A 19,112-nucleotide genomic window follows, 5' to 3' on the forward strand; every position below is an offset into this window, starting at 1 on the left:
ATCCGGTTGAACCGCCGGAGCCCGGTGCGCCAGGGTCCGCGGCATGGAGTTCTTCTGCCACCACCGCGACCGGCCCGGCTCCGGGGCGCTGCGCGACGAGATGCTGGAGCGGCACTGGTCCTACATGGACCGGTACGCCGAGGAGCTGATCGCGCGCGGCCCGACCTTCGCCGCCGACGGCGAGACGCCCACCGGCAGCGTGCACATCGTCGACCTGCCCGGTCCCGCGGCCGCCCGCGCGTTCGCCTTCGACGAGCCGAACCACCAGGCGGGCGTGTACCGGGACGTGCTGCTGCGCCGGTGGCGCAACCTGCTGGGGCGCACCATGTGGGACTTCCCCGGTGGCGCGACCGGCGGCAACCGGTACCTGGTGCTCGGGCTCGGCGTCGGGCGGACCGCCGAGCCGAAGGTGCCGCCGGCCCAGGACGACCTGATCGCGTTCGGGCCGCTGCTGTCCGACGACGGCGCCACCTGGCTGGGCACGGCGGCACTGGTCCGGGCCCCCGGCCCGGACGCCGCCCGGGCCGTCCTGGCGCCGGTCGAGTACGCCGCCGTCGAGGTCCACGACTGGGAGTTCGGCGGGCGTCGCTGAGGGACCGGCGGCCAGGATCGGGGGGCGCTGCGGGACCGGGCGGCCAGGATCGGGCGTCGGGCGTCGCTGAGGGACCGGCGGCCAGGATCGGGGGGCGCTGCGGGACCGGGCGGCCAGGATCGGGCGTCGGGCGTCGCTGAGGGACCGGCGGCCAGGACCCGGGGAGGGCGGGCGCAGCGGGACCCCCTGCCCGGAACACGTGGCAGGGCCCGCGGCGGCTCCGCTGCCGGCCGGGTCCGCGTCCAGCCGCGTCCGGTTGGCCGGTTGACCCGTTCGGTGCACGCCGGCCGCCCGGCGGCCCGGGCTCGCGTAACCGGCGGCGGCCGCCGCCTAGCATGCTCACCGCTCAGGCGTTCCGGACAGGACGGGGTCGGCGCCATGCCCTTCGCTCAGTCCGCCCGCGGCGGCGGGGCCGGCGCCCCGGTCCGGGCGGCCGCGCCACGCTCCACGGCGCCGCTGCTGGCCGTGTGCGCCGGGTACTTCATGGTCATCCTGGACGTCACGATCATCAACGTGGCCGTGCCCGTGGTGGGCCGGGACCTGCACGCCTCGCTCACCGGCGTCCAGTGGATCACGGACGGGTACACCCTGGTCTTCGCCGGGTTCCTGATGACCGGCGGCGCGCTGGGCGACCGGCTGGGCAACCGGCGCGTCTTCCGCGCGGGCGTCGGGGTGTTCACGGCGGCCTCGGCGGCGTGCGCGTTCGCGCCGAGCGCGCCGTTCCTGGTCGCCGCCCGGCTGGTGGAAGGCCTCGGCGCGGCCCTGATCGTGCCCGGCTCCCTCGCCCTGCTCCAGGAGGCCTACCCGGCGCCCGCGGCCCGCTCGCGCGCCTTCGGGCTCTGGGGGTCGATGGCCGGCATCGCGGCCTCCGCCGGGCCGCTGCTCGGCGGACTGCTGGTGTCCACGGTGGGCTGGCGCTGGGTCTTCCTGATCAACCTGCCGGTCGGCGCGGTCTGCCTGGCGCTGACGTCGCGGTTCGTCGCGCCCTCGCCTCGGCACCGGGACCGGGCCCTCGACTGGCCCGCCCAGTGCGCCGTGGTGGCGGCGGTGGCCCTGCTCACCGCCGCGCTGAACGAGGCGGGACGGCGCGGCTGGACCGACCCCGCCGTGCTCGCCGGCCTGGCCCTGGCCGTGCTCGCCGTCGCCGCGTTCGTCCTGCGGGAGCGGTTCGCCCGGTCTCCCGCCCTGCCGCTGGGACTGCTGCGCTCCCGCGCGATGAGCGGCGGCGCCGTCATCGGGCTGCTGTTCAACTTCGGCTTCTACGGCATGGTCTTCACCGCCAGCCTGTACTTCCAGCACCAGCGCGGCTTCAGCGCCCTCAGGACCGGACTGGCCCTCTTCCCGGCGGTGGCGATGACGATGTTCGCCTCCGTGCTGTCCGGCAGGCTGAGCCGCCGCACCGGTGACCGCCCGCTGGTGGTCACCGGCATGCTCCTGGGCGCCCTGGGACTGGCCGGCTGGGCCGCGGCGGGACCCGACCCCGCGTACCCGCTGCTGGTGGCCCCGATGATGGCCACCGGCTTCGGCACGTCCTTCGCGCTCACCGGCTCGACGGCCACCGTGATGGGCGCCGCGCCCCCGGCGTACGCGGGCGCCGCCTCCGCCCTGTTCAACACCACCCGCCAGATCGGCAGCGCCACCGGCGTCGCCCTGGGCGGCAGCCTGCTGGCCACCAGCACCGACTACGGCACCGGGCTGCGCACCGCCATGACCGCCGGCGCCCTCGCCTACCTGACCGCGGCGGCCCTCGCCTGGCGCTGCGTCCCGCCCCGGGCGGCCCCGGGTGGCGGGTGACCTGACGGCCGCGCCCGAGTCGGCGGGCCCAACCCGCCCGGCCGGCAGAGCTGCCAAGCCGGCGGGCTACGGCCCCGCGGCCACCGGGCCCCTGTCCGGGCCCGGACAGCGTGCCGGCCCGGACTACATGCCGCCGGCGCGTTCGACCGCTTCGATCCGGGAGTCGATCGCCTCGCTGAGGAGGCAGGCCGCGCGGATCTCGCGGAACGACGTGCCGAGGGCGTCGTGCGCTTCCTTCGAGCGGTTGGCGTTCAGGTGGGCGAGGGCCTTCCGGCAGTTCATGGTGGAGTAGGCGGCGTTGAGCATGAACCGCTGCCAGAGCTTCTGCGCCTGGGGGTCGGGCACGTCGAAGTACGAGGCCGCGTCGACGGCCGTCAGGCCGATGCGCTCACAGTGGGGGCGTATGCGATTGAGGTAGGCAGGCGGCTTCTTCCCCGCGACGAACACCCGCCCGATCGCAGCGATGCCGTCCCGCTCGCGGCGGACACGGTGCAGGAGTTCCTCCCCGCCGAGCCGGCTCCAGGCGTTCACCTGCATCGCCCTGATCCGCGGGGAGACCGGCCCGGTCCTGATCCTGGGCTGCACCTTCCGGGCCTGCTCCTGCCAGTCGCGCAGGGTGAACTCCTGCCAGTGGCGGACGTCGGAGTTGACCGCGACCACCTCCTCCTGGTGCGCCGCCCGGGCCGCGGAGACCGTCAGCGCCAGGACGCACAACGCCGCCGGCAGGACGCGCCGCACGCGCGGACCCTCCCTCCCCTGCGGCGCCGGGGTGGCAGGCCGCCGCCGGGACCCGGGCGCCCTGCGGACGGCCGACACCGCCGCGGCCACCACGAAGGCCGCGACGGTCACGGTCATCACCGCGAAGTCCAGGACGGTGTGGGAGTCCGTCCAGCCGGCGAGCCTGGCGGGCCGCCATCCGCAGGACGACTCGAAGAGGCTCAGCCGGTCGAAGCAGCCGTCGAAGGACAGCAGCGCCACCGGGGCGGCCAGGCCCACCAGCACGGTGGTCTGGGCGGCGGCGAGGGTGACGAGCAGCCGGTAGCGGTCCGCCCGCACGGCGGCGACCACGGCGGCCGTCAGGGCCGCCGCGGTCAGCGCGACGAAGGTCCAGGCGAGGAAGAGCAGCCCCGGGATGCCGGCCCGCCGCGGATCGGCTCCGAAGACACCGGCCTGCGGGATCAACAGCACCGCCACCACGACGGCCCAGCACCCGACCCCGCACAGCAGGCTCGGCAGCATCACCCGGCGCATCCCGGGCAGCGCCTCGGCGGGCGGCTCCGCGGCGCCCTCGATGTCGCGTGCGGCGCCGCGCGTCCAGGGCGGCACGCCGGGAAGCGGGCGGAGCGCCCAGGCCGCCAGCGGCACGACCCACAGGGCCGCGAGCGCGAGGCCGACGAGCGGCACCCCCTGCGCCAGATTCAGCATGAACGGGGAGACGAGGGCGATCGCCGACAGCATCGTCCGGTGGTCCGCGGCCGGGCCGGGGTACACCTGCTCCAGCCACTGCCGGAACCCCGCGGGGTCGTACCACCATCCGGTCGCGAGCCGCACCCCGTAGCCGTGCCACCAGGTGAACCACTGCGCCAGTGCCAGTCCGCCCGCCACCAGGCTCACGACCAGGGCCGGCCGGAGCGTGCGCCCCCGCCACGTCCTCACCCACAGCTGGGCGCACTGCGCGGTCCACCAGGTGAAGGCGGGGCCGCCGAGCAGGAACTGCAGCAGCAGCGTGCTCCGGCTCGGGAAGAACTGCGCGATCGTGCCCTGACCGCTGATCAGGTTGCCCACGGTCATGCCGGCCCCGAGCCACAGCCCCGCCCGGATGCCGGAGGGAGGGCGGCGCCCGGTCAGCACCGCGTGGATCACCGCCCGCCACAGGGCGGTCCCGACGACACCCGCGACCGTGCCCGCCGCCACCAGCGCCGCCGCCTGCCCGACGAGCTGGCCGACCGTGTACTGGACGTACGGCATCGGGGCGGCCAGGAGCTGGGTGTTGATCAGAACGGCGCCGGCGCCGGTCAGGAACATCGGCAGGGCGAAGACGCCGTACACCGGACCGGCGTCCGTCAGGGCGTCATGGCGCAGGTCCCACCGGGGATGGGGGCGCCACAGACCCGCGAAGGTGGCCAGTTCGCGCGTCAGCACGCCGCCCCTCTTGGCCGGCGCCGTGCCGTGCCAGCCGCGGGGGTCGGCGCCCCAGCGTGCCGCGGCGCGATCGGCGTGGAACTCCCGGCTGCGCAGGACGTCCGACCGCGCGAGGTACACCAGGGCGGTGAGGAAGGCCATCAGCAGGACACTGCGCGAGGGGGCCGCCAGCAACCGGCTGCCGGACCGCAGCCCGTCGAAGAGGATCACGGCCAGACCCGCCAGGTACGGCGGAGCGACCAGGACCAGGAAGACCCGCCAAAGGGCGACCGTCGCGTAGGTGAGGGTGATGTCCCCGTTGCGTATGTGGGCGAACTCGTGCAGCAGGACCGCGCGGAAGCCCTCGGGATCGCGGACCCGGCGGGCGAGCAGGCCGCCGTGCAGGCTCAGGACCGGCTTCCCGGTGCGGCCGAACACCAGCGCCCCGACGGAGGCGGCCGCCGGGTCCACCACGACACGCGGCATCCGGGCCACCCCGGCCACTGAGGCGGCCTCCTCCAGGACGCGCCGGATCTCCCCGTCCCCGTCGACCGCGGCCAGCGGGACGACCCGGCTCCGCCGGGCCTTCCACACCGGCAGCCAGCCGAACAGCGCGACGGCGGCGGCGGCCAGCAGGGCCAGCCAGGAGACGGGCACCCACCATGGCGGCGGCTGGGCGAAACGGCGCTGGCAGTTCGCGTACGCCATACCCTGGTTGATCTGGCTGACGGCGGCCTGCAGATCGGAGGGGTGGCTGGGGTCGAGCCCCGCGGCGAGGCCGCAGCCCGAGGAGTCGGCGTGCGAGACCCACCAGATGGCGACGTACATCAGCATCAGGCCGCTGGTCGCCATGATCAGGATCACCAGAACGGCGAACCGCACGGTCGTGCCGTCACCGACCGGCCGCGTGTCCCCGGAAGCCGTCTCAGGGCTCGCTGCCACCGCCGGCTAGCCCTGAGGCTGGTCGGCGTCCCCGGCCGGAGCGGTCAGGGTTCTGCGCGCGTCCGCCGGCTCTCGCGGCGCGGCCGGGGGCGCGGGCGGGTCCGTCCGCTCCTCCGGCGCGATCAGCGCCAGTCTCGCGACCACCGCGTCCGCGAGCGATTCCGCGCGCTCCTGCGCCAGCCCGCGCCGCCCGGCCGTCTCCGTGATCCGGCGGTGCACCTCGGCGAGCTGGCCGGGTGTCAGCGGCGGGACCGTCACCGCGGAACTCCCGCGCCGGAACCTCCCGCGCAGCAGCGACTTCAGGCCGGCCGTCGTGCTCTCCGCGGCGGCGCTCCCGAGCTGCCGGGCCGCCTGGTCCACCACCAGCCACACCACCGGTGCCACCAGCACGGTGATCTCGCCCAGGCCGAAACCGAGCGGATCCGGGCGTCCGCGGCCCCCGCGCTCCAGGCGCCGCAGGACGGCCGCGTCGTCGAGTTGGGCCAGCCCCGCGACGACCGGCAGTTCCTCGGGGGCGGTCTCAGCCACCACGTCGCGCACCACATCGCGCACCCGGACGCTGCCGCACCCGGACGGCGCCGCTTCAGATCCCATGACGACTCCCCCGTGCCCCGAAGATCCCTGCGGTCAACGCTACTCCCGGGGGCCGGGTCCCCACGGCGCTTCGGCAAGCCAAAAAGCGTCGGCAGATCGGGGACGATTGCATAAACGTGCAGCGATACGTATAGTCATGCCATCCAGAGGAGGGTGGACATGGCGGTACGTGCGGCGGTGGCCGGAGCGAGCGGATACGCGGGCGGTGAGGTCCTGCGGCTGCTCCTCGCGCACCCCGAGATCGAGATCGGCGCCCTGACGGCGAGCTCCAACGCCGGCCGGCGGCTCGGCGCGCTCCAGCCGCACCTGCTGCCGCTGGCCGACCGGGTGCTGGCCGAGACCACGCCGGAGAACCTCGCCGGGCACGACGTCGTCTTCCTGGCGCTGCCCCACGGGCAGTCCGCCGCCGTCGCCGAGCGGCTCGGCCCGGACGTCCTGGTGGTCGACATGGGCGCCGACTTCCGGCTGAAGGACCCGGCCGACTGGGAGCGGTTCTACGGCTCCCCGCACGCCGGCACCTGGCCCTACGGCCTCCCCGAACTGCCGGGTGCCCGCGCCGCGCTGGAGGGGTCCAGGCGCATCGCGGTACCCGGTTGCTACCCGACCGCCGTCTCCCTCGCCCTCTACCCGGCCTACGCGGCCCACCTCGCCGGGCCCGAGGCGGTCGTCGTCGCCGCGTCCGGGACGTCCGGCGCGGGTAAGGCGCCCAAGCCGCACCTGCTCGGCAGCGAGGTGATGGGCTCCATGACGCCGTACGGCGTCGGCGGCGGCCACCGGCACACCCCCGAGATGATCCAGAACCTCAGCACGGTGGCGGGGGAGCCGGTCTCGGTCTCCTTCACTCCCACCCTCGCGCCGATGCCGCGCGGCATCCTGGCCACGTGCAGCGCGAAGGCCGCTCCCGGGGTGACGGCGGAGTCCGTCCGCGCCGCCTACGAGAAGGCCTACGCCGACGAGCCCTTCGTCCACCTGCTCCCCGAGGGGCAGTGGCCGGCGACGGCGTCCGTGTACGGCTCCAACGCCGCGCAGGTGCAGGTCGCGTACGACGCCGCCGCGGGCCGCGTCATCGCGATCAGCGCCATCGACAACCTGACCAAGGGCACCGCGGGCGGTGCCCTGCAGAGCATGAACATCGCCCTGGGTCTCCCCGAGACCACGGGACTTTCCACGATCGGAGTCGCACCGTGAGCGTCACGGCAGCCAAGGGATTCACGGCGGCGGGCATCGCCGCCGGGATCAAGGAGAACGGCAACCCGGACCTGGCCCTCGTGGTCAACGACGGGCCCCGCCGTGCCGCCGCCGGCGTCTTCACCTCCAACCGTGTGAAGGCCGCCCCGGTGCTGTGGTCCGAGCAGGTCCTCAGGAGCGGCCAGGTGTCGGCCGTGGTGCTGAACTCCGGCGGCGCCAACGCGTGCACGGGCCCCAAGGGCTTCCAGGACGCCCACGCCACCGCCGAGAAGGCGGCCGAGGTGCTGGGCCGGGGCGCCATCGAGGTCGCCGTCTGCTCCACCGGGCTCATCGGCGTGCTGCTCCCGATGGACAAGCTCCTGAAGGGTGTGGAGACGGCCGCCGGCGCCCTCAGCGAGCACGGCGGCGAGAAGGCCGCCATCGCCATCAAGACCACCGACACCGTGCACAAGACGTCCGTGGTCGGCAAGGACGGGTGGACCGTCGGCGGCATGGCCAAGGGCGCCGGCATGCTCGCGCCGGGCCTCGCCACCATGCTGGTCGTCCTCACCACCGACGCCGACGTCGACGGCGAGGTGCTGGACAAGGCCCTGCGCGCCGCGACCCGGGTCACCTTCGACCGCGTCGACTCCGACGGCTGCATGTCCACCAACGACACCGTGCTGCTGCTCTCCTCCGGCGCCTCCGGCGTCACCCCCGGGTACGACGAGTTCGCCGAGGCCGTCCGGCAGGTCTGCGACGACCTCGGCCGGCAGCTCATCGGCGACGCCGAGGGCGCGGCCAAGGACATCAAGGTCGAGGTGATCAACGCCGAGACGGAGGACGACGCCGTCGAGGTCGGCCGCTCCATCGCCCGCAACAACCTGCTCAAGTGCGCGATCCACGGCGAGGACCCCAACTGGGGCCGCGTCCTGTCCGCCATCGGCACCACGAAGGCCGCCTTCGAACCGGACCGGCTGAACGTCGCCATCAACGGCGTCTGGGTATGCAAGGACGGCTCCGTGGGCGAGGACCGCGAGCTGGTCGACATGCGCTACCGCGAGGTGCACATCGTCGCCGACCTCGCCGCGGGCGGCGAGAGCGCCACCATCTGGACCAACGACCTGACCGCCGACTACGTCCACGAGAACAGCGCCTACTCCTCATGACCACGACGCGGAAACACACGGCACTGCCCAAGGCCCAGATCCTCATCGAGGCCCTGCCCTGGCTGACCCGGCACCACGGCAAGACGGTCGTCATCAAGTTCGGCGGCAACGCCATGGTCGACGAGGACCTGAAGGCCGCCTTCGCCCAGGACGTCGTCTTCCTGCGGCACGCCGGTCTCAAGCCGGTCGTGGTGCACGGCGGCGGCCCGCAGATCAGCGCCGCCCTCGACCGGCACGGCATCGTCAGCGAGTTCAAGGCCGGCCTCCGGGTCACCACCGAGGAGGCCATGGACGTCGTACGGATGGTGCTCGCCGGGCAGGTGCAGCGCGAGCTGGTCGGCCTGCTCAACCAGCACGGCCCCCTCGCCGTCGGTCTGACCGGCGAGGACGCCCACACCATCACCGCCACGCGACACCAGCCCGAGATCGACGGCGAGCTGGTCGACATCGGGCGGGTCGGCGAGATCACCGAGATCGACACCGGCGCCATCGAGGCACTGCTCGCCGACGGCCGCATCCCGGTCGTGTCCTCGATCGCCAGGTCACAGGACGACGGACATGTCTACAACGTCAATGCTGATACGGCGGCTGCGGCACTCGCTGCGGCACTGGGCGCCGAAACCCTCATGGTCCTCACCGACGTCGAGGGCCTCTACGAGGACTGGCCGCACTCCGACGAGGTGATCAGCCGCCTCACCGCCTCCCAGCTGGAGAAACTGCTGCCGGAGCTGTCCGCCGGCATGGTCCCGAAGATGGAGGGCTGCCTGCACGCCGTGCGCGGTGGCGTGCGCACCGCCCGCGTCATCGACGGCCGGGTGCAGCACTCGATCCTGCTGGAGATCTTCACCGACGAGGGCATCGGCACGATGGTCGTGCCCGACGAGACCGAGGGGGAGCAGTCGTGACGGGCAACCAGGAGCTGACCGCGCGCTGGCAGGGCGCGCTCATGAACAACTACGGCACCCCCCGGCTGCCCCTCGTCCGCGGCGCGGGCGCCCGGCTGTGGGACGCCGACGGCAAGGAGTACCTCGACTTCGTCGGCGGCATCGCGGTCAACGCGCTCGGCCACGCCCATCCGGCCGTCGTGGAGGCCGTCAGCCGGCAGATCGGCTCCCTCGGCCATGTCTCCAACCTGTTCGTCGCCGAGCCGCCCGTGGCCCTCGCCGAGCGGCTGCTGCAGCTCTTCGGGCGGGACGGCAAGGTCTACTTCTGCAACTCGGGGGCCGAGGCCAACGAGGGCGCCTTCAAGATCGGCCGGCTGACCGGGCGGACCCACATGGTGGCCACCCAGGGCGGCTTCCACGGCCGGACGATGGGCGCCCTGGCGCTCACCGGCCAGCCCGCGAAGCAGCAGCCCTTCCTGCCGCTGCCCGGCGACGTCACCCACGTCCCGTACGGCGACGCGCAGGCGCTGGCCGCCGCGGTGACGCAGGAGACGGCCCTCGTGATCATCGAGCCGATCCAGGGCGAGAACGGCGTCGTGGTGCCCCCGGCGGGCTATCTCAAGGCGGCCCGCGCCATCACCGCCGCCACCGGCGCCCTGCTGGTGCTGGACGAGGTGCAGACCGGCGTCGGGCGGACCGGCAACTGGTTCGAGTACCAGGCCCACGAAGGCGTCCTGCCGGACGTCGTCACGCTCGCCAAGGGGCTCGGCGGCGGGCTGCCGCTCGGCGCCACCGTCGCCTTCGGGCGCGCCGCCGAGCTGCTCCGGCCCGGCCAGCACGGCACCACCTTCGGCGGCAACCCGGTCGCCTGCGCCGCCGGACTCGCCGTCCTGGACACCATCGCGGACGAGGGGCTGCTGGAGAACGTCAAGCGGCAGAGCGAGCGGCTGCGCGACGGAATCGAGGCGCTCGGCCACCCGATGATCGCCCATGTCCGGGGCGCGGGCCTGCTCCTGGGTATCGTGCTCACCGGGCCGCACGCACCGCGGGTGCAGCAGGCGGCCCAGGAGGCCGGGTTCCTGGTGAACGCGCCCGCTCCCGACGTCGTACGGCTCATGCCGCCGCTGAACCTGCGCGACGACGAGACAGGCGCCTTGCTGCGGGCACTGCCCGGCATCCTCGACGCAGCCGACGGGGACGGACGATCCGGGGAATGAGACGACGATGAGCCAGGCGCAGGACCACGAGCAGGCGGCGGGTGCCGGACCCGCCGTCCCGCAGACCCGCACCGCCCGCCACCGCCGGATCGTGGACATCCTCAACCGGCAGCCGGTGCGGTCCCAGAGCCAGCTCGCGAAGCTGCTCGCCGACGACGGGCTGACCGTCACCCAGGCGACGCTCTCCAGGGACCTGGACGAGCTGAACGCGGTGAAGATCCGCAACAACGACGGCGACCTGATCTACGCGGTACCCAGTGAGGGCGGTTTCCGCACCCCGCGCGCCCCGCTCGGGGAGTCGGCGAAGGAGGAGCGGATGCGCCGGCTCTCCCAGGAGCTGCTGATCGCCGCCGAGGCCTCCGCCAACCTCGTGGTGCTGCGCACCCCGCCGGGCGCGGCCCAGTTCCTCGCCTCCGCGATCGACCAGGCCGAACTGCACGACATCCTCGGCACCATCGCCGGCGACGACACGCTGCTGCTGATCAGCCGCGATCCCGACGGCGGGCAGGCGCTCGCGGATCACCTGCTGCGGCTGGCCCAGAACGGACAGTGACCCGCGTGCGGGGCCCGGCCGACCGGCGGACAATGGCTGTGTGATCTTCCGGAGCCGGGGCGCAATCCCCAGGCGTCGGCCGACCGTATACAGAGGTGTGTCGGGTTACGGGACGCCGGTGGACCGCCTTCCGGACGAGGCGCTTTTGTCCGGGCTCTCCACCGGTGACCAGGAACTCGCCGTCGCCTTCGTACGGAGGTTCCAGCACAGGGTCTTCGGTGTGGCCATGGCCGTCACCGGTGATCCGCAGCTCGCCGAGGACATCGCCCAGCAGACGTTCGAGCGCGCGTGGCGTCACGCGCAGATCTACGACTCGCGCCGCGGGTCGGTCACGACCTGGCTGACGACCATCGCGCACAACCTCGCGATCGACGCCGTCCGCGCCCGGCGGACGCAGGCGGTGGCGCCCGAGGACCTCGAGGCTCTCCTGGGCGTCGTCACCGAGACCCCCGAGCGGTGGGCGCTGGCCGACGAGGCCTCGTCCCAGCTCCGGGCCGCCCTGGCGAGGCTGCCGCGGGAACAGGCGCGTGCCCTGGTGATGGCGGGTGTCTACGGAATGACGGCCCAGCAGATAGCGGAATGGGAGAAGATCCCGCTGGGCACCGCCAAGACGCGGATCAGGGCGGCCATGGGCAAACTGCGGACCACCCTCGCGGCTCCGAAGCGAGGCAACAATGTCCAGTGAGGTGACCTGTGGGCGACTGCGGGAGCTCGGCGCCGAGTTGGCGCTGGGCGTCCTCGACGGCCGCGAGCGCGCCGCGGCCGTCGAGCATCTGGACCGCTGCGCGGAGTGCCGCGAGTACGTCGAGCACCTGACCCTCGTCGGCGACCGGCTGATCGGCCTGCTGCCCTGCCGGGAACCGCCGCTGGGCTTCGAGACCCGGGTGGCGCGCGCACTGACCGAGGACGCCACGGACGAACGGCGCCCGCGGGCACGTGAGCCGCTGCGTGCGGGACTGCGCGGCCGCGCCCGGCGGGTCCGCCTGCGGCTCGCCTCGGTGGCGGTCGCGTTCGCCGTCGCCTTCGGCTTCGCCGGCTGGGGGATCGGCACCGCCATCCAGGATGTCACGGCCGCGCCCGCGGCGCCCGCCGGGACCGAGACCATGCTGGTCGGTGATCTGACCTCGGCCGGGGACGGGGCCCGCCCCGCGGGAGAGGTCTACGCCCACCCCGGCAGCCCGGGGTGGGTGTTCATGTCGGTCGACCTGACGGGCTCCGGCAGCGCGTACGAGGGCAAGGTCACCTGTCTCCTGGAGCGTTCCGACGGCACGACGGTCCGGCTCGGCGAGTTCGCGATGCACGACGGCCGCGGCGCCTGGGGCGTGGCGGCTCCCGTCGACGCCGGCGCGGTGTCGGGCGCCCGCCTGACCGCCCCGGACGGCACCGTCCTCGCCACGGCCCCGCTGCAGGCCGGGCAGGTCCGCGCCGAAGCGGCCTGAAGCCGGGCCCCCGTCCCGCCTCAGTCGCGCGGGCCCTGCGGGCCCGGCAGGACCGAACCGAGCGCGGCGGCCAGTTCGGGGAGCGTGAGCCGGGCTTCCGGCGCGGGACGCAGACAGGCGTCGACGGCGGCGGCGAGGGCCGCCGGCAGACGCCGGCGGGAGGCGACCGGCGGGACGCTCTCCTGCGCCCGGGGGTACCGGTCGTCCGAGGCGCCGCCCGGCTCGTGCTCGCCGGAGGGAAGTTCGCCGCAGGCGGCCTCGAACAGGGTGATGCCGATGCCCCACACGTCGGCGGCGGCCGTGAGCGGCTCGCCGCGGGCCTGTTCCGGCGCGAGGTAGCAGCAGGTGCCGATCCCGGTGGGCGCCGGACCGGGCGGCCGCGCGAGGCTCAGGTCCAGCACCTTCGTGTGCCCGCGCTCGACCACCACGTTGGACGGCTTGATGTCCAGGTGCAGCAGACCCTGCCGGTGCAGATAGTGCACCGCGGAGCACAACTGGGTGCCGAGCAGCGCCACGTCGGTGGCGGCCGGCCGGCGCCGCAGACGGTGCACGAGGTGGTCCAGCGTCTCGCCGGTCAGGGTCTCCAGGACGACCAGCGGTTCGGGCGCCTCCAGGGTCTCGTAGCCGCGCACCAGGTGCGGGTGGGTGAAGCGGCTCAGCCACCTGCCCTCCCGCAGCAGCCGCTCCGCCAGCCCCTCCTCGCCCCGCTGGTCCGGACGCAGCGCCTTGACCACGCAGCGGCAGGCCCGTTCCTCGCTCCAGGCGTCGTAGACGTCGAGCCAGCCGGTGCGCGCCAGGTGCGCCAGCACCTCGTAGCCCGGGGCCGGCGCCGCGCCCGGCGCGAGGGGCGGCGCCTCGGCGGTGGAGACGGTCACGACAGCACCTTCCCTTCGGCCGGGAGCCCGGACGCCGCGTTGAGCCGGTACTGGCGGGCGTACGCCCCGTCGCGCCCGATCAGTTCGTCGTGGGAGCCGTCCTCCACGACCCGGCCGTGGTCGAGCACCACGATGCGGGTGGCGTCGCGGACGGTCAGCAGGTTGTGGGAGATGACGATGGTCGTCCGTCCCGTCATGAGCCGGCGCAACGGGTCCATGATCCGCCGCCCCGACCGGGCGTCGAGCCCGGTGGTCGGCTCGTCCAGCAGCAGTACCGGGGCGTCCCTGATCATGGCGCGGGCGATCGCGAGCCGCTGGCACTGCCCGCCGGACAGGGTCCGGCCGCGCTGGCCGACCAGCGTGTCGTAGCCCTCCGGGAGCCGTTCGACGAACTCGTGCGCCTGCGCGGCGCGCGCCGCGGCCACGATGTCCGCCTCCGAGGCGTCCGGCCGGCCGTAGGCGATGTTCTCCCGCACGGTGCCGTGGAAGACGAGGGTCTCCTGCAGCACCACGGACACGCTCTCGCGCACGTCGGCCAGCCGCAGCTCCCGCAGGTCGGTCCCGTCCAGGAGTACGGCACCCCGCTCGGGGTCGTAGAAGCGCAGCTGCAGTTTCGCGACCGTCGACTTGCCGGCCCCGCTGGCTCCCACCAGTGCCAGCGTCTCCCCGGGCGCCGCGTGGAAGGACACCCCCGACAGCGCCCAGGCCGGGGCGCCGGGGTAGCGGAACCAGACGCCGTCGAACCGCACGTCCCCGCGGGCCCGCCCGGTCCGCCTGGCCTGCGGAGCCTCGGCCACCTGCGGCCGCTGGTCCAGCAGTTCGATGATCCGCTCGGCGGAGGCGGAGGCCGCGTAGAACGTGGTCCCGAGCTGGGACAGGCCGCGCACCGGGCTGTAGAGCTTGCTGATCAGGGCGAGGAAGACCATGAGACCGCCCAGCGTGAGCTGCCCCTGGGCGAGCTTCCAGGTGCCGAGGCCCATGACCGCCAGGCCGCCGGACACCTCGATGAGTTCCACGATGGGACGGTAGACGGCGCGGATCCGCGTCGAGGCCATCACCGCCCGGAACCTGCCGAGGTTCTCCCGGTGGAAGCGGTGTTCCTCCCAGCCCTGGCGGTTGTACGCCTGCACCAGCGCGACGTTGCCCAGCGACTCCTCGGCGATCGCGCTCAGCGAGCCGCTGCGCCGCCTGCGCTCCCGGGCCGCCTCCTTGCTGAGCCGGGAGAAGTGCCGGGCGGCGGCCCAGAACACCGGCACGATGACCAGGGCCAGCAGGGTCAGGTCCCAGGCGAGGGAGAACAGCAGGCCGAGGAAGACACCGAGGCGGACCACGTAGTACAGGGCGTCCGCCACACCGGACAGCAGGAACGTCTCGACCGCGTCCACGTCGCCGGTCACCCGGGACAGCACGTCCCCGAGCCGCCGGCGCTCGAAGAAGCCGAGCGACAGCCCCTGGACGTGCCGGAAGACGTCGGAGCGCAGCGAGAGCAGGAAGCGCTCCCCGACCCAGGTCGAGGTCACGTCGTCGGCGAACGCGAGGATGCCGGAGAAGAGGATGAGGCCCAGGTAGGTCGGGGCGATCCACAGGAACGGCCCCAGGTCGCGGGGGACCAGCACGTCGTCGATGACGATCTTGAAGAGCCAGATCTCCGCCGCGTCGACGGCGGGACCGACCAGGCTGAAGACGACGATGGGGATCAGCCAGCGCCGGCCGCCCCGGGTGTAGGGCCAGAATCTCCGGAAGACCTCGCGCGGGGGCACCGGGGGCGCGGCCTCGACGACGGCGTCCGAGGACTCACCGAGCGCCATCAGACGCCGCCAGACCTTTGCCATGTCACGCAGTCCTCAGCTACCCGCAGAGCGGACCGGGTCCGTCCGGATCCGGTCCGCTCTGCTGCGGGTGATGATCAGTAACCGCCGTGGCCGCCGTGTCCGCCATGGCCGCCGTGGCCGCCGTGCCCGCCGTGCCCGTGGCGGTCACCGTGGTTGAAGCCTCCGAAGCTGTTGTTACCGCGACCGCTGTTGTTGTGCCCGAATCCCGACCCGTCGCCGTGTCCGGAGCCGCCGCCATGGTCCCGGCGGTTGGCAGGCATCAGGCTGCTGAAGATGGCCATGTTCGTTCCTCCTGAAACTTGCTCCACTTTGGATACGTCCCGAGGCGGAAGATAGATGGCGATTCGGGCGAAAAGTCCGAACTTCCTCCAGTCTGCTCAGCCCAGCCGCGCTGCCAGCCCCCCGGTGCACCGCACCTCGTCCCCGGCCGTGATCAGCAGACCCTCCACGCCGGGCAGCGACTCCAGCCAGGCGAGACCGGCCCGCGAGCCCATCGCGAACGCGGCCGTGGCCCAGCAGTCCACCCATGTCAGCCGCGGTCCGACCACCGTCACCGAGACCAGGTCGGTGACCGCCGGGCGGCCGGTGCGCGGATCCACGATGTGCGTGCCCCGCTCCGCCGTGCCGGACGTGGCCACGGACAGCTCGTCCGCGCCCGCCGCCGAGATCACCGCGGCCAGCCCGCCCGGCCGAACGGGGTCGGCCACCCCCACCCGCCACGGCCGCTGCGGCTCCGGCGCGCCCAGCATCTGGACGTCGCCGCCGCCGTTCACGCTGACCCCGCACACCCCGTCCACCGCCGCCAGCAGCCGGGCGGCCCGTTCCGCCGCCCAGCCCTTCACGATTCCCGTCGGGTCGAGAGAGCCCAGGTACCGGGGGCTGAACCAGCCGTCGCTGACCCGCTCCGCCTCGGCCGCCAGCTCCAGCACCTCGGCCACCTCGGGCGCGCACCGCTCCTCGGTCAGCTCGCCCCGGGCCAGCCGGGACAGCTCGCTGTCCTCGCGGTAGGTGGAGAACAGCGCGTCGGCCCGGTGGAGTCCGGCGACCGCCCCGGCCAGCGCCTCACGCACCGCGTCGGGCCGCCCGCCGCGCACGTCGAAGGAGAAGACGGTCCCCATGACCTCCTCCGCGTGCCGCACCGCCGCTGGGGCGCCGGCCGGTCCGGTCATCGGATCACCCACCGGCCTGGTCGAGCGCGGACTGCAGCGACTGCTGGTAGCCGGTGCTGGTGTACGTCGCCCCGGACACCGCATCGATGCCGGCGTTCCCCGCGGCCACGGCCTCCTGGTTCAGCTTCGGCACGGCGAGCGCGGTCTTCTGGCCGCTGACCCCGCCCTTCGGCGCCTGCACGGCCGCCGCCTGGGTGATCCTGCCCCCGCTGACCGTGATCCTGACCTGCACCGGGCCGTACTGCGTCTGCGCGACCCGGCCGGTCACGGTCCGGGTCCGAGCGGCCCCCGAGGCACCGGCGCCCGATCCGGAGCCGCCGGAACCGGAACCGGCGCCCGATCCGGAACCGGCGCCGGACCCGGAGGACGCCTTCACCTTGTCCAGCGCCGACTGCAGCGACTTCTTGTACCCCACGCTGGTGTACGTCGCCCCGGACACCGCGTCGATGTCGGCGTTCCCCGCGGCCACGGCCTCCTGGTTGAGCTTCGGCACGGCGAGCGCGGTCTTCTGGTCGCTGACCCCGCCCTTGGGCGCCTGCACCGCCTCGGCCTTTGTGATCTTCCCGTCCGCGACGGTCAGCCGCACCTGCACGGCCCCGTACTGGGTCTGCGCCGCGTCACCGGTGACGGTGCCCGCCGCCGCGCCACCGCCCTGCTTCCCGCCCTGCGGCGCCTGCTGCGCGGCCGCGCCCGGCTGCGGCGCGGCGCCGGCCGCCGGCGCCGCCGCCGGGTCCGACGCGGGCTTCAGCGACAGCAGCAGCACGACTCCGGACACGGTGGCCGCGGTGGCCAGCACGACGCGCCGAATGGGGTGGCTCTTCCTCATCGCTCAGCAGCTCCCGCTCACATCTCGAACGACTCGTGGTGGATACGGCGCGCGGGGACCCCCGCGCCGCGCAGTGCCTCGTACACGGACTGCGCGAATCCGGGCGGCCCGCACATGAACACGTCGTGGCGGTCGACGTCCGGGATCTTCCGCTGGAGGTTCTCCGCGGAGATGTCCGGCCGCTCGCCGTCCGGGCTGTTGACCGCGTACATCAGGCGGGCGCCGCGTTCCTCGGCGATCGCGGCCAGCTCGTCCCACAGTGCCAGGTCCTGGGTGGTGTTGGCCCGGTAGAGCAGGGTGATGTCACCGGCCGCCCCGGGCAGCGTCTCGAACAGCGCCCGCATCGGCGTGATGCCGACGCCGCCCGCCACCAGCAGCACCTTGCCCCGGCTGCGCCGCTGCGCGGTGAGCGCCCCGTACGGGCCCTCCGCCCACACCCGGGTGCCGGGCTCCAGTTCGCGCAGCCGGGAGCTGTGGTCGCCGATCGCCTTCACCGTGATCCGCAGCATGTCCGGCCGGGGCGCCGCGGACAGCGAGTACGGGTGCGAGCTGAACCGCATCCCGGGGGCGAGGAACCGCCAGCGGAAGAACTGCCCCGCCTCCGCGCCCATCCGGTGCAGCCGCCGCCCGCCGATCAGCACCGACACGATGCCCGGCGTCTCCTCGATCACCGCCTCGACGCGCATCCGGTGACGGACGTTCAGCCGGACCGGGGTGATGATCCGGTACCAGAGCACCAGCGCCGTGACGGCGCCGTACAGCCCGTACCAGAAGGTCTTGGCCACCGGCTCGACCGCGAAGTCGTTGCCGGTGGTGATCTGGTGCCAGAACGTCAGGAACACCGCCGCGTACGTCAGCAGGTGCACGTGGTACCAGGCGTCGTACGGCAGCCGGCGGCGGATCCCGCCCACCGAGCTGACCCCGATCAGCACGAACAGACCCGTGCCGATGGCGGCCTTGCCCATGTCCGGAAGCTGTTCGACGGAGTCGACGGTCTGCTGGACCACGTCACCGAGCGACCTGCCCGCCTGCAGCGCGTAGCCCCACATGGTGAGGAAGACGTGCGCGACGATCAGGCAGAGCGTGTAACGGCCGCTCATCGCGTGCCAGCGGGCCACCCGGTCGGAGCCGACCCGCCGCTCCAGCGCCGGTACCCGCGCCATCTGCAGCACGACCAGCGCCATCAGATAGCCCGCCAGCAGACCGGTGATCCGGCCCGCGTTCAGGATCCTGCCGTTGTTGTCCGCGATGGCCGGGGTGTTGTGCCACCAGAGCCACAGCACGGCCGCCGCGCCCGCCCAGACCGCGATCAGCAGCGGAACGGCCGGGGAGCGGCGCGGGCGGATGCGGCGCATCGTCTGGCGGCGGGCGGCACGTCCGCCTGCGAGCGTGGTGGTCACGGTTCCTCCGTGGGGACTTGACCCTTGGCCCTGAGATACGCGCCGTGCGCGCGGAGTGTTCAGAGGCCCGCCGAGTCCAGCGCGGACTGGAGCGACCGGCGGTAGCCGTCGCTGGTGTACGTGGCTCCCGAGACCGAGTCGATCTGCGCGCTCTGCGCGTCCAGCGCCTCGCGCCGCAACTGCGGGATGGCGTAGCTGTTGATCTCCTGGTCGCGCGGGTTCTCCGTCGGGTAGGTGACCGCCGTGACGTCGGTGAGCCTGCCGCTCTTGATCGTCACCCGCACCTGGACCGGGCCCCAGCGGGTCTGGACGGTGTCGCCGGTGGCCGTCCGGGTCCCGGTGGCGGGCGCCTTGGTGGTACCCGGGGTGGCGCCGGCGCCGCTGCTCGTGGGCGCGGGCGCGGGGGTGCCGGCGGCGAGCCCGGGACCGGTGTGCGGCTTGAGCGACAGCAGCAGCACCATCCCGGAGACGGTGGCCGCGCTCGCCAGCACGATGCGGCGGAAGGGGCGGTTCTTGTTCAGCGCGTGCACGGAAGGCG

Annotated in this window: 18 protein-coding genes; 9 read left to right on the forward strand and 9 right to left on the reverse strand. The window is 73.9% G+C overall.

Going from position 1 to position 19,112, the window contains the following annotated elements:
* The first annotated feature begins 43 nt into the window (after positions 1 to 43).
* Together ACFYU0_RS27345 and ACFYU0_RS27350 are read left to right on the forward strand one after the other, a co-directional pair.
* Positions 44 to 592 carry a YciI family protein gene (locus ACFYU0_RS27345; RefSeq protein ID WP_389304739.1) on the forward strand — a complete coding sequence of 183 codons (549 nt, stop codon included), beginning with the start codon at positions 44 to 46 and terminating at the stop codon, positions 590 to 592.
* A gap of 378 nt (positions 593 to 970) precedes the next feature.
* Entirely contained in the window at positions 971 to 2,386 is a 1,416-nt protein-coding gene (locus tag ACFYU0_RS27350) for an MFS transporter (RefSeq protein ID WP_389304740.1), read from the forward strand.
* Between the two features lie 123 nt (positions 2,387 to 2,509).
* Here the strand turns inward: ACFYU0_RS27350 and ACFYU0_RS27355 are convergent, their stop codons facing one another.
* Both ACFYU0_RS27355 and ACFYU0_RS27360 read right to left on the reverse strand, forming a co-directional pair.
* Positions 2,510 to 5,449, reverse strand: coding sequence for a M48 family metallopeptidase (locus tag ACFYU0_RS27355; protein ID WP_389304741.1), 2,940 nt, complete (start codon positions 5,447 to 5,449; stop codon positions 2,510 to 2,512).
* Positions 5,450 to 5,455: 6 nt separating this feature from the next.
* Positions 5,456 to 6,043, reverse strand: coding sequence for a hypothetical protein (locus ACFYU0_RS27360; protein WP_389304742.1), 588 nt, complete (start codon positions 6,041 to 6,043; stop codon positions 5,456 to 5,458).
* Between the two features lie 159 nt (positions 6,044 to 6,202).
* On the opposite strand from ACFYU0_RS27360, the gene argC reads away from it, so the two are divergent.
* The 7 genes from argC (at position 6,203) to ACFYU0_RS27395 (ending at position 12,472) form a co-directional block, all read left to right on the forward strand.
* Positions 6,203 to 7,231 carry an N-acetyl-gamma-glutamyl-phosphate reductase gene (argC, locus tag ACFYU0_RS27365; protein ID WP_389304743.1) on the forward strand — a complete coding sequence of 343 codons (1,029 nt, stop codon included), beginning with the start codon at positions 6,203 to 6,205 and terminating at the stop codon, positions 7,229 to 7,231.
* Positions 7,228 to 8,379, forward strand: a complete 1,152-nt coding sequence (gene argJ, locus ACFYU0_RS27370; RefSeq protein ID WP_351664014.1) for a bifunctional glutamate N-acetyltransferase/amino-acid acetyltransferase ArgJ — start codon at positions 7,228 to 7,230, stop codon at positions 8,377 to 8,379. The genes argC and argJ overlap by 4 nt, the downstream gene beginning before the upstream one ends.
* Entirely contained in the window at positions 8,376 to 9,284 is a 909-nt protein-coding gene (gene argB / locus ACFYU0_RS27375; RefSeq protein ID WP_351664012.1) for an acetylglutamate kinase, read from the forward strand. The genes argJ and argB overlap by 4 nt, the downstream gene beginning before the upstream one ends.
* A gap of 41 nt (positions 9,285 to 9,325) precedes the next feature.
* A complete protein-coding gene (locus ACFYU0_RS27380; protein WP_389304821.1) occupies positions 9,326 to 10,480 on the forward strand; it encodes an acetylornithine transaminase in 1,155 nt (384 codons plus the stop codon).
* Positions 10,481 to 10,487: 7 nt separating this feature from the next.
* Positions 10,488 to 11,033 carry an arginine repressor gene (locus ACFYU0_RS27385; RefSeq protein ID WP_351664007.1) on the forward strand — a complete coding sequence of 182 codons (546 nt, stop codon included), beginning with the start codon at positions 10,488 to 10,490 and terminating at the stop codon, positions 11,031 to 11,033.
* 97 nt (positions 11,034 to 11,130) lie between these two features.
* A complete protein-coding gene (locus tag ACFYU0_RS27390) occupies positions 11,131 to 11,718 on the forward strand; it encodes an RNA polymerase sigma factor (protein ID WP_351664005.1) in 588 nt (195 codons plus the stop codon).
* Between the two features lies 1 nt (position 11,719).
* Positions 11,720 to 12,472 (forward strand): hypothetical protein, encoded by a 753-nt coding sequence (locus tag ACFYU0_RS27395; protein WP_389304744.1) that lies wholly within the window; start codon positions 11,720 to 11,722, stop codon positions 12,470 to 12,472.
* A 20-nt stretch (positions 12,473 to 12,492) separates the two neighbouring features.
* Here the strand turns inward: ACFYU0_RS27395 and ACFYU0_RS27400 are convergent, their stop codons facing one another.
* The 7 genes from ACFYU0_RS27400 to ACFYU0_RS27430 all read right to left on the reverse strand — a co-directional run bounded on the left by ACFYU0_RS27400 (position 12,493) and on the right by ACFYU0_RS27430 (position 19,104).
* The gene (locus ACFYU0_RS27400; protein ID WP_389304745.1) at positions 12,493 to 13,347 is read right to left on the reverse strand and encodes a serine/threonine-protein kinase; all 855 of its coding nucleotides are present in this window, start codon (positions 13,345 to 13,347) and stop codon (positions 12,493 to 12,495) included.
* Positions 13,344 to 15,179, reverse strand: a complete 1,836-nt coding sequence (locus ACFYU0_RS27405) for an ABC transporter ATP-binding protein (RefSeq protein WP_389304746.1) — start codon at positions 15,177 to 15,179, stop codon at positions 13,344 to 13,346. Before ACFYU0_RS27405 ends, ACFYU0_RS27400 begins: the two co-directional genes overlap by 4 nt.
* Positions 15,180 to 15,253: 74 nt before the next feature.
* Positions 15,254 to 15,460 (reverse strand): hypothetical protein, encoded by a 207-nt coding sequence (locus ACFYU0_RS27410; protein ID WP_389304747.1) that lies wholly within the window; start codon positions 15,458 to 15,460, stop codon positions 15,254 to 15,256.
* 96 nt (positions 15,461 to 15,556) lie between these two features.
* On the reverse strand, positions 15,557 to 16,348 hold the full coding sequence (locus ACFYU0_RS27415) for an FAD:protein FMN transferase (RefSeq protein ID WP_389304748.1): 792 nt from the start codon (positions 16,346 to 16,348) through the stop codon (positions 15,557 to 15,559).
* A 4-nt stretch (positions 16,349 to 16,352) separates the two neighbouring features.
* Positions 16,353 to 17,174 (reverse strand): FMN-binding protein, encoded by an 822-nt coding sequence (locus ACFYU0_RS27420; protein WP_389304749.1) that lies wholly within the window; start codon positions 17,172 to 17,174, stop codon positions 16,353 to 16,355.
* Between the two features lie 17 nt (positions 17,175 to 17,191).
* Positions 17,192 to 18,574, reverse strand: coding sequence for a ferric reductase-like transmembrane domain-containing protein (locus tag ACFYU0_RS27425; RefSeq protein ID WP_389304750.1), 1,383 nt, complete (start codon positions 18,572 to 18,574; stop codon positions 17,192 to 17,194).
* A gap of 59 nt (positions 18,575 to 18,633) precedes the next feature.
* The gene (locus ACFYU0_RS27430) at positions 18,634 to 19,104 is read right to left on the reverse strand and encodes an FMN-binding protein (RefSeq protein WP_389304751.1); all 471 of its coding nucleotides are present in this window, start codon (positions 19,102 to 19,104) and stop codon (positions 18,634 to 18,636) included.
* Between the last annotated feature and the right edge of the window lie 8 nt (positions 19,105 to 19,112).

Origin of the sequence: Streptomyces sp. NPDC003720 (genome assembly GCF_042875075.1) — a bacterium.
Taxonomy (GTDB): domain Bacteria; phylum Actinomycetota; class Actinomycetes; order Streptomycetales; family Streptomycetaceae; genus Streptomyces.

Coding starts and splice junctions, on each gene's coding strand:
- ACFYU0_RS27345 (WP_389304739.1), top strand. CDS start 44: ATGGAGTTCTTCTGCCACCACCGCGACCGGCCCGGCTCCGGGGCGCTG.
- argB (WP_351664012.1), top strand. CDS start 8,376: ATGACCACGACGCGGAAACACACGGCACTGCCCAAGGCCCAGATCCTC.
- ACFYU0_RS27420 (WP_389304749.1), bottom strand. CDS start 17,174: ATGAGGAAGAGCCACCCCATTCGGCGCGTCGTGCTGGCCACCGCGGCC.
- ACFYU0_RS27380 (WP_389304821.1), top strand. CDS start 9,326: ATGAACAACTACGGCACCCCCCGGCTGCCCCTCGTCCGCGGCGCGGGC.
- argC (WP_389304743.1), top strand. CDS start 6,203: ATGGCGGTACGTGCGGCGGTGGCCGGAGCGAGCGGATACGCGGGCGGT.
- ACFYU0_RS27360 (WP_389304742.1), bottom strand. CDS start 6,043: ATGGGATCTGAAGCGGCGCCGTCCGGGTGCGGCAGCGTCCGGGTGCGC.
- ACFYU0_RS27415 (WP_389304748.1), bottom strand. CDS start 16,348: ATGACCGGACCGGCCGGCGCCCCAGCGGCGGTGCGGCACGCGGAGGAG.
- ACFYU0_RS27350 (WP_389304740.1), top strand. CDS start 971: ATGCCCTTCGCTCAGTCCGCCCGCGGCGGCGGGGCCGGCGCCCCGGTC.
- ACFYU0_RS27410 (WP_389304747.1), bottom strand. CDS start 15,460: ATGGCCATCTTCAGCAGCCTGATGCCTGCCAACCGCCGGGACCATGGC.
- ACFYU0_RS27385 (WP_351664007.1), top strand. CDS start 10,488: ATGAGCCAGGCGCAGGACCACGAGCAGGCGGCGGGTGCCGGACCCGCC.
- ACFYU0_RS27405 (WP_389304746.1), bottom strand. CDS start 15,179: ATGGCAAAGGTCTGGCGGCGTCTGATGGCGCTCGGTGAGTCCTCGGAC.